The organism is Acidovorax sp. KPB24-03 (assembly GCF_057546605.1).
In genome coordinates this window covers 1-5,856 of the sequence record NZ_BAAJYR010000214.1, presented here as the reverse complement: position 1 = coordinate 5,856, position 5,856 = coordinate 1, and the positions used below count along the sequence as shown (strand labels likewise).

Here is a 5,856-nt window from a genome sequence, read left to right as displayed (position 1 = left end):
GCGGAGCCTTTGCCATCGGCGAAGCGCAGCGACAGCGGCAGGCGCAGCAGGGCCGCGTCCGGATCCACGCCCACCTGCGCCATGAGGTGCAGGCACTCCGTGTAGGCGCCGATCAGGATGTGCTGGCCGTTGTCCAGGGGCGGCGGTGCGCCCGGTGTACCGGGCGCATCGGTGGCGGGCAGGGCGCGCGCGCGGCCGCCCAGCACGCGGGTGGCCTCGAACACGGTCACGCTGTGCCCCGCCTGCGCGGCGGCCACCGCCGCCGCCATGCCGGCCCAGCCGCCCCCGATGATGGCAACACGTTGCATGGAAGAAAGCCGGCTCAGAGGCGGCCGAGGGCCTGCACCTTCCAGGCCAGCCACAGCTTGCGCAGCGGCGTCAGGCTCACCCGCTGGTGCAGCACCTGGAAGCCGTCGTGCTCGATCTCGCGCAGCAGGGTGCGGTAGATGCTGGCCATCATCAGCCCGGGCTTCTGGGCGCGCCGGTCGCCCGTGGGCAGCAGGGCGAGCGCTTCGTCGTAGAGCCGGTGCGCGCGCTCGGCCTGAAAGCGCATCAGCGCGGTGAACCGCTCGGAATACTGGCGCTTGAGGATCTCGTGCGCCTTCACGTCGAACTGCTGCAGCTCGGCCACGGGCAGGTAGATGCGGCCCATCATCGCGTCCTCACCCACGTCGCGGATGATGTTGGTGAGCTGAAATGCCAGGCCCAGGGTGTGCGCGTATTCGGTGGTGCGGTCGTCGGTCTGCCCGAAGATGCGCGCCGCCACCTCGCCCACCACGCCCGCCACCAGCTGGCAATAGCGCGACAGGCCGGGAAAGTCGAGGTAGCGCGTCTGCTCCAGGTCCATCTGGCAGCCGTCGATCACGGCCTGCAGGTGGCGCTCCTCGATGCCGTAGGCCGCCACGTGCGGCATCAGCGCCTGCATCACCGGGTGCGTGGCACGACCGGCGAAGGACTGGGCCACCTCGGCCTGCCACCAGGCCAGCTTGGTGCGGGCCACGCCGGCATCCGAGACTTCGTCCACCACATCGTCGACCTCGCGGCAAAAACCATAGAAGGCCGTGATGGCGGCGCGCCGTGGCGCGGGCAGGAACAGAAAGGCGTAATAGAAGCTGCTGCCCGAGGCGGCGGCTTTTTGCTGGACGTACTGTTCCGGTGTCATGGGGCGCGATTCTCCCATGGGCGCCCGGGCTCGGCGGCGAACCGGGCTGGCTCGGGGCAGGGGCCGGCCTGCGGCCAGGGCAGGGGAGGGTGCCTTCGCATTCCTGCTCGCGCTTTCGGGTGGCCGTGCCGTGCTCGAACAGAGCCTGCCTACAGTGCATTTCAAGCGGCGATTTCCCGATGCGAGGCACGGCGAGCGACCGCCTCGAAAGGTTTTTCCATGTCCCTCAGTTCCAAGTTCGCTTCCAAGGTCTTATCGGCGGGCAACCGCTTCGTCAAGGAGGTGGCGTCGAAAACGACGGGTCAGGCCAAGACCCCATCGGGTGCCGCGCAGTCCCGGCCGCAGCAGGACACCGTGTTCTCCAAATTGAGTTCGCGTAACAATGGCGCGGCCGCCCGTCCGCAAGGCTCGCAGTCGCAACAGCCCCGGGCCAACCTGCAGTCGTTCCGGCCGGGCAACCAGCAGGCTGGCCTCGCTGGCCAACAGCAGCAGCGTGTGCAGACCCCAAGTTACCAGCACGCCACGGCTGCCGCGACTTCTCCGCGGAAACAGCAGCCCGGGCCCGCGGGCTTGAAGATGTTCGGCGATGGGCGCAGCAATGCACCTGCTTCCCAGCCGGGAGTGCACCGCACGTCGATGCGCCCCACCGGTTCGTCCAGCTCCCTCAGCTCGCTGAGCTCCTGGGGTTCCTCCAATTCTTCGAGCTCCCTCAGCTCCTGGAGCTCCACCAGTTCCTCGGGCTCTTCGAGCCCGTCGAGCCCCTCACGCCCCACGAGCCCGTCGCGCCCCTCGACCCCGACGAGTCCTTCGCGCCCCTCGACCCCGACGAGTCCTTCGCGTCCCACGACCCCTGCAAGCCCCACCCGTCCGACGAGCACGGCGCAAGCTGCAAGGCCTCAGCAGGCAGCCACCTCTGCGAGTTTCGGGCGGACCAGGCCCCAGTCCTCGGAAGCCGATACGGCCCAGCCCAAATTGCAGTTCATCCGCGGAACCCGGGAGGTCAAGGCGAAATACCTGGAGGCCAAGGCCCGCATGGAGGCCGTGATCAGGGAGCACCATCAGGTGGACACGGCGTTGGACAACGCGACCGATGCCATGTCCGACAAGGAGTACGACGCGCTGAACGCACGGTATGAGACCCTGTCCGCTCAGAAAAAGGCAGCGGTCCGTGAACACAACGCCCTTCGCAACGAAATGGCGAGGATGAACATTCCTGTGGTGCACCATGTGAGCCAGGCACTGACGGCCAACCTTCCGATGCTGGAGAAACTGGCGGACCTGTCCGGCAAGTTCACCAAGGTCGATCAGACGGGCATGGCCTTCGATCTGGAGGGCACGATGCGCCGAAGCGGCGCGAAGATGGTGAGTACCTTCAAGACCGCTCAGGAGTTCGACGAACTGTCGGGTCAGCGCGATGCGATCATCAAGAGCCAGGCCCAGCTCAAGCAATTGCTCGCCAGCGACGAGATGGTCGGCCTGCGCTATGCCGATCCCAAGCTGCATGCCTCACTCAGCCAGATGGCGAAGATGGACCTCGGCCAGTCTTTCCGCAAGCTGGACGCCCTGCAAAGCGTGGCCAAGGACATCGAAGAAGCGTTCGACAGCCAGGGGCTGTCGTCAATGCTGTACTCGACTCCCAGCACGCCAGAAGAAATTCGGGAGCGCAAGGAAAAAGAGTTGCGAGAACACCAAGAGGCGATCGACCAAGGCTACATGTAAGCCGGTGGACCGGGGGCCATCGGCTCCGGGCCCCCACTGCCTGCCGCCATGGTGGCGGGCGGGCCTCAGAAGGCGATCTGCTCCACACCCATGTCGCTCGGCCGGCGCAGCGCCTCTTTCATGAACATGCTCATTGGGAGCATGCCTTGCTGCTCCACGCTGAACCACTTCTTGTACAGCGCGGCCATCTCGCCGCCCTGGATCATGCGGCGCGTCACGCGGTCCACCAGTTCCTTGAACTTGGGATCGTCCTTGCGCAGGCCGATGCTGTAGGGCTCCAGCGACAGGCGCTTTTCCAGGAACTGGTAGTCGTCCACGTTCTTGCCCAGGCGGGTGAGCGGAATCCAGATGCCCGCATCGTCGGCGAAGGCGGCATCGGCCTCGCCCTTGACCAGCGCGCCCACCACGTCGATCGTGCTGTCGGCCAGCACGTAGTTGAAGTGGCGGTTGTAGGTGCGCTCGTTGGCGCGCAGCAGCCCTTCGTTGGTGGTCTTGCCCTGCACGGCGATCTTCTTGCCCTGCAGGTCGTCCAGTGTCTTGATGCCCGAGTTCTTGCGCACTAGGAACGAAGAGGTCGCCACGAAGATGTGGTGGCTGAACGCGATCTCCTTTTGCCGCGCGGCCGTGTTGGCGGTGCCGCCGCACTCCAGGTCCACCACGCCGTCCTTCACGTCGCTGATGCGGTTCTTGCCGTCCACCAGCAGGTAGTGCACGCGCAGGTCGGGGCGTTTGAGTTCCTTCTTGATCTCGTCGAAGATCTGCAGGCACACGTCCACCGTGTAGCCCTTCACCGCGCCGTTGGCGTCCTTGAACGAAAACGGCAGGGACTTTTCGCGGTGGCCCAGCTTCAGCTCGCCCGAGCTGGCGATGCGCGCCAGGGTGTCTTCCGCCCACGCGGGGGCAGCGCTGCCGAACGCGGCCAGGGCCGCCATGAGCGCCCAGGGGCGCAGTCGAGAAAGGAAATGCATGGGTGGAGGCGAAAAGGCGGATGAAGGGGCGGCGGATGCGCCGGCGCCCGCACGGGCGAAAACCGCAAAGTGTATGTGCGTGTAACGAAAAAAGGCAGAGCCTGCCCGCGCCCCCGCGTGCAGGTGCGTCTTATTCACCACACCGGCGACGGCGCAGCCCCGGGTTGGGCGCCCTCACTCAGCACTCGACCACGTTCACCGCCAGCCCGCCGCGCGAGGTTTCCTTGTATTTGCTCTTCATGTCGGCACCGGTCTGCATCATGGTCTTGATGACCTGATCGAGCGAGACCATGTGCGTGCCGTTGCCGCGCAGGGCCATGCGCGCGGCGTTGATGGCCTTGATCGCGCCCATCGCGTTGCGCTCGATGCAGGGGATCTGCACCAGCCCGCCCACCGGGTCGCACGTCATGCCCAGGTTGTGCTCCATGCCGATCTCGGCCGCGTTCTCCACCTGCGCGGGCGTGCCGCCCATCACCGCCGCCAGCGCGCCGGCCGCCATCGAGCAGGCCACGCCCACCTCGCCCTGGCAGCCCACCTCGGCACCCGAGAGCGATGCGTTTTCCTTGTAGATGATGCCGATGGCACCGGCCGTGAGCAGGAAGTCGGCGATGCCGTCCTCGTCGGCGCCGGGCACGAACTTCACGTAGTAGTGCAGCACCGCCGGGATCACGCCGGCCGCGCCGTTGGTGGGCGCGGTCACGACGCGCCCGCCCGCCGCGTTCTCCTCGTTGACGGCCATGGCGTAGAGGTTGATCCAGTCCAGCATCGACAGCGGATCGCGCAGCGCCTCTTCGGCGCGGCCGGACAGCGTCTGGTGCAGCTGGCCCGCGCGGCGCTGCAGCCGCATAGGGCCGGGCAGGCTGCCGTGGCTGGCGCAGCCGCGCTGCACGGCGCCGGCCATGGTCTGCCAGATCTGCAGCAGTCGCTGGCGCACGTGCGCGCGGCTGTGCCAGTGCCCTTCGTTGGCCGGCGTGACGGCGGCGATGCTCTGCCCGGTGGCGGCGCATTGGGCCAGCAGTTCGGCGGCGGTGCGGTAGGGGTGCAGCAGTCCCATGCCGGAACCTGCTGCGCCCTGGTCCAGGGCCTCGACGCTGTTGAGCACCCGCTGGCCGCCTTCGTCCACCACGAAGCCGCCGCCCACCGAGTAGTAGGTGCGCGTGAGCAGCAGTTCGCCCTGCGCCCCATGGGCATGCAGGCTCAGGCCGTTGGGGTGAAACGGCAGGCTCTTGCGTCGGAACAGCAGGTGCTCCTTTTCGATGAAGGCGATGCGGTGCGTGCCCAGCAGGTCGATGTGGCCGCCCGTGCGGATCGCTTCAACCGTGGGGCCGATCCGGTCCGGGTCGATGCGGTCGGGCTCGTGCCCGGCCAGGCCCAGCAGCACGGCGCGGTCGGTGCCGTGGCCGATGCCGGTGGCGGCCAGCGAGCCGAACAGCTCCACCACCACGCGGTGCACGGGCGCCAGGCCCATGCAATCGCGCAGGGCGACGGCGAACTGCCGCGCCGCGATCATGGGGCCGACGGTGTGGGAGCTGGACGGGCCGATACCGATCTTGAACAGGTCGAAAAACGCTGACGGACATGGCGGGCAATGAGGGCTGTGGGGCGCGCAGGCTAACCGGCTGGCGGGGGCCGGGCATGCTCGCTATCCCGGGGCGGCCTTGCGCGAGGCCTGTGCCTTACCGGCTCAATCAAAATCGATCGCTACAAAAAATATAGCGTCATGCCCTAGTAATCATTGTGCTGAAGGCCGATTCGATGCCTGGATTATCGGCCTACAGAGCCGCGACTGAAGCCGCGCTTGCCGGGCATGAATTCGCCTTACATCGCCACGGCCCGGCCCAGCATGCGGGCCCAGTCCAGCGGGCGCAGGCGCGGGCGGGTGTGCAGGCTGTCGCCGTCGAGCGCCTCCACCTTGTCCAGGATGCGCAGTCCGCCCTGCACGACCAGGCGCAGCTCCCAGCCGGCGCGGCCGGGCAGGCGGTGCACCAGGGGGCCCCCTGGTCCATC

Annotated in this window: 6 protein-coding genes and 1 pseudogene; 1 reads left to right on the top strand and 6 read right to left on the bottom strand. The window is 67.5% G+C overall.

Going from position 1 to position 5,856, the window contains the following annotated elements; all coding sequences use genetic code 11:
• The 3 genes from AC27KI_RS17445 to AC27KI_RS17435 all read right to left on the bottom strand — a co-directional run.
• Positions 1 to 308, bottom strand: a 308-nt coding sequence (locus AC27KI_RS17445) for an FAD-dependent oxidoreductase (protein WP_487114958.1), incomplete at its 3' end; no start/stop codon positions are given.
• A 14-nt stretch (positions 309 to 322) separates the two neighbouring features.
• A complete protein-coding gene (hpnD, locus tag AC27KI_RS17440) occupies positions 323 to 1,162 on the bottom strand; it encodes a presqualene diphosphate synthase HpnD (RefSeq protein ID WP_284407717.1) in 840 nt (279 codons plus the stop codon).
• A gap of 509 nt (positions 1,163 to 1,671) precedes the next feature.
• Positions 1,672 to 2,040, bottom strand: coding sequence for a hypothetical protein (locus AC27KI_RS17435; RefSeq protein ID WP_487114956.1), 369 nt, complete (start codon positions 2,038 to 2,040; stop codon positions 1,672 to 1,674).
• 94 nt (positions 2,041 to 2,134) lie between these two features.
• Here AC27KI_RS17435 and AC27KI_RS17430 point away from each other — a divergent pair, with 94 nt between their 5' ends.
• On the top strand, positions 2,135 to 2,881 hold the full coding sequence (locus tag AC27KI_RS17430; RefSeq protein WP_487090288.1) for a hypothetical protein: 747 nt from the start codon (positions 2,135 to 2,137) through the stop codon (positions 2,879 to 2,881).
• Between the two features lie 65 nt (positions 2,882 to 2,946).
• Here AC27KI_RS17430 and AC27KI_RS17425 read toward each other — a convergent pair whose 3' ends face one another.
• The 3 genes and pseudogenes from AC27KI_RS17425 to AC27KI_RS17415 form a co-directional block, all read right to left on the bottom strand.
• Positions 2,947 to 3,849, bottom strand: a complete 903-nt coding sequence (locus AC27KI_RS17425; RefSeq protein ID WP_487090287.1) for an amino acid ABC transporter substrate-binding protein — start codon at positions 3,847 to 3,849, stop codon at positions 2,947 to 2,949.
• Between the two features lie 178 nt (positions 3,850 to 4,027).
• On the bottom strand, positions 4,028 to 5,407 hold the full coding sequence (locus AC27KI_RS17420; RefSeq protein ID WP_487114960.1) for an L-serine ammonia-lyase: 1,380 nt from the start codon (positions 5,405 to 5,407) through the stop codon (positions 4,028 to 4,030).
• Positions 5,408 to 5,667: 260 nt separating this feature from the next.
• Positions 5,668 to 5,856: pseudogene (locus tag AC27KI_RS17415) on the bottom strand (squalene synthase HpnC); the annotation flags it as partial.

What these genes read in the sequence shown, in the direction of transcription:
- hpnD (WP_284407717.1), bottom strand. Translation starts at nt 1,162, where the DNA reads ATGACACCGGAACAGTACGTCCAGCAAAAAGCCGCCGCCTCGGGCAGC.
- AC27KI_RS17425 (WP_487090287.1), bottom strand. Translation starts at nt 3,849, where the DNA reads ATGCATTTCCTTTCTCGACTGCGCCCCTGGGCGCTCATGGCGGCCCTG.